This is a genomic window from uncultured Virgibacillus sp. (genome assembly GCF_947495635.1).
Lineage (GTDB): Bacteria > Bacillota > Bacilli > Bacillales > Amphibacillaceae > Virgibacillus > Virgibacillus salarius.
Window position 1 is genome coordinate 1 of sequence record NZ_CANMAB010000181.1, and the last position, 3,156, is coordinate 3,156.

The 3,156-nt window shown below is 36.6% G+C and carries 2 protein-coding genes; both read left to right on the forward strand.

Annotation, left to right across the window (positions count from 1 at the left end; translation table 11 throughout):
* Positions 1-557: 557 nt before the first annotated feature.
* Entirely contained in the window at positions 558-1,508 is a 951-nt protein-coding gene (hutG, locus tag Q1A47_RS20255) for a formimidoylglutamase (RefSeq protein WP_166530241.1), read from the forward strand.
* Positions 1,509-1,587: 79 nt separating this feature from the next.
* A complete protein-coding gene (gene gltS / locus Q1A47_RS20260) occupies positions 1,588-2,787 on the forward strand; it encodes a sodium/glutamate symporter (RefSeq protein ID WP_026679606.1) in 1,200 nt (399 codons plus the stop codon).
* The last annotated feature ends 369 nt before the right edge of the window (positions 2,788-3,156 follow it).

Here is a 3,156-nt window from a genome sequence, read left to right on the forward strand (position 1 = left end):
TGCCTAATGAAAATATAAACTCTTGGAACAAGAGGGTTAGCTTGGTCCATTTCGTCAGCTACCAAAAGTGGCGATTATCCAAGAAGCCCCCACTTCAAGCAACCCGTAAGGGTGGTAAGTGGTGGGAGTAGTTCACTAAGAGAATCAGCAGATGAAATTCCTAAAAGTGAATGAACTATCGATCAAATGTTGTGCCATAGCCAACGTTTGGTCGGTAGTTTTTTATTAGTCTAGTCTAGGAAAATATAAAATTTGCCTATGTGGATAAATTTGGGCGTGTTGAGCGGCGTCCAGCTCCAGCGTCCAGAAACGAGGCGACTTCATGAATCTCTCTATGATAAGTCATCATCAGTTCGCAAGCACACCGTGATTCCTTTTTTCCGTTGACTCGGTCCAGTCGCTGCGTTTATAATCGAGCGCTTTTGCTCTTATATTCTATTTATAGTTTTAAACTATAGAAATATAAAATTTGCATATTAGTAATTATATGTATAGTTATTTATAATAAATAATATATTTTCTGAATAAGCAAAATATGTAGGTAGTGAGGTGTTGATATGTATAAATTTCCAAATAGACAAACGTGGCAAGGTAGAGTGGATAGTAAAATAGACAAAGATAGCTTTCGCATTCATCAACGTGTGATATGTAACTCTACGGATGATGATTTTGAAAGCGCTTTTTGTCTTGTTGGTTTTGAATCTGACGAGGGTGTTCGAAGGAATAAAGGGAGAATTGGTGCTGCAAAGGCTCCTGATGAAATAAGAAAAAGTCTTGGTAAACTACCCTATCTCTTTGAAGATACAGCTTCAATTATCGATGTTGGAAATGTAGTATGCGAAGGAGAAAGCTTAGAAGCTGCGCAGGCAGAATTAGCGGATCGCGTTGATCAAATATTTAATAAAAGATCCACGCCAATTATTCTTGGTGGAGGACATGAAACGCTGTACGGTCATTATCTCGGAATTAGGAAGTATGTGGGAGAAAACACATCGATAGGTATTATAAATATAGATGCACATTTTGATTTGCGTCAGGATAGTAGACCTTCATCTGGGACTATGTTTAGGCAGATTTTAGAACAGGATAAGCAAGCAGGCTATTTATGTTTAGGAATTCAACCATTCGGTAATACAAAATCTCTGTTTCAGGTTGCAGAGCAGCTTGGATGTATTTATGTGTTAGAAGAATCACTAGCTCTACACAACATACAAAAACAATATGGAGTTATTGATCAATTTTGTAACCAGTACGATGTCATTATCGTTACGCTATGTACAGACTCGATTGCTTCTTCTGCAGCCCCAGGAGTTAGCGCACCGTCCCCTTTTGGACTGGACCCTGTTGTCGTAAGAACGTTATTACGTCATATTGTTGCTAAAGAGAATGTATGTAGCTTTGATATATCAGAGGTAAATCCTCTTTTAGATGAAAATGGACGAACTACAAAGCTAGCTGCTTATCTAGTGGCGGAGGTTTTGCATAATTTTAATAATACAGTTCAATGAGAGAGAATGTTACATTTTAATATTTCAACGATGAATATATCGAATTTCCCAGTTGTTTAACATATGAAGGAGGGACAACATGACATTAGAAATGAATCAAGTTACGACATTGTTTATTGCAATAGCTGTATTTCTTCTTGGGGGATACCTTAATAAAAGAATTAGATTCTTAGAGAGATTTTGTATACCTGCTCCTGTTGTTGGGGGGCTACTTTTCGCTATACTTGTAACACTACTAAAAGGACTTCATCTTGTAAATATTAATTTGGATACATCTTTACAAAGCTTATTTATGTTAACTTTTTTCACTACTGTAGGTTTGGGTGCAAGCTTTGGTTTAATCAAATTAGGTGGAAAGCTTTTGATCATTTATTGGTTATCATGTGGATTTCTTGCACTAGCACAAAGTGTTATTGGAATATCTTTTGCAACGCTTTTAAACTTAGATCCACTTATCGGTGTAATGGTTGGAGCTACATCAATGGAAGGTGGTCATGGTGCCGCAACTGCATTTGGTACAACCATTGAAGAGCTTGGAGTTGACTCTGCATTATCCATTGGATTAGCTGCTGCTACTGTAGGATTAGTAGCTGGCGGACTGATTGGTGGGCCAATTGTAAAATATTTAATCAAGAAATACAATCTGAAGTCTACGGAGCGGGCAACAGAGGAAAGTGCTGTTACGGTTGAAGCTAAAACAGAAGCAAGCTCTATTAATTCTAAAACATTTATGACACAAGCTTTTATTATTACTTTATGTATGGTATTAGGCTCTTATTTAGGAGAGCTATTCTCAAATGTAACCGGTTTTGTACTGCCCGGATATGTAAGTGCCATGTTTGTTGCTGTAATCGTTCGAAATGTGCTTGATCGATATGATAAAACATTAATTGAGATGAAAAGTATTGGAATTATAGGTGATATTACATTGGGTATCTTTTTATCAATGGCTCTTATGAGTATTAAATTATGGGAAGTTGCTAATTTAGCATTGCCATTATTAGTCATTGTTATCGTACAGGTACTATTTATAGCTTTATTTGGTATCTTTATATTATTTAGATTGCTAGGAAAGAATTATGATGCGGCAGTGATGGTTGGTGGTTTCACAGGGCATGGGCTAGGCGCTACTCCAAATGCCATTGCTAATATGGATGCAATAGTCAACCGATACGGTCCCTCTAAAAAAGCATTTTTAGTTGTTCCTTTAGTTGGAGCTTTCCTAATCGACGTCTTCGCAATGCCAATTATTATCACTTCTATAAATTTGTTTAGTTAAAAGGGAAAACCGGTCCATTTTTATGAAGCAGTTTTCTTACTATGAACGAGGATTAAAAGGAATGGTTATGTTTATAATTAAGTAAGTCAAAAAAAGTGCTGCTTCATCCGAATCTCCTTTTTCTGCTGGATTATCAGAGTATTTTTCTCTCTTTATCAAAAAATGATTAACCTTCACAGTTAAACCTTCATTATCCATCTAGTTCGAAAGTATAAGAATACGGTGCTATCGAGAACCCCTCGATAGCCTTTACTTCTAAGTTAAGAAAGTATAAAATTAGTGCAATGACTGTGTTAAGCCAAGTAGTTATTTTGAAATGTTAGATGTATATTGGCAATGCTCCGACTAATTACTTCGCTTTCCGCGGGC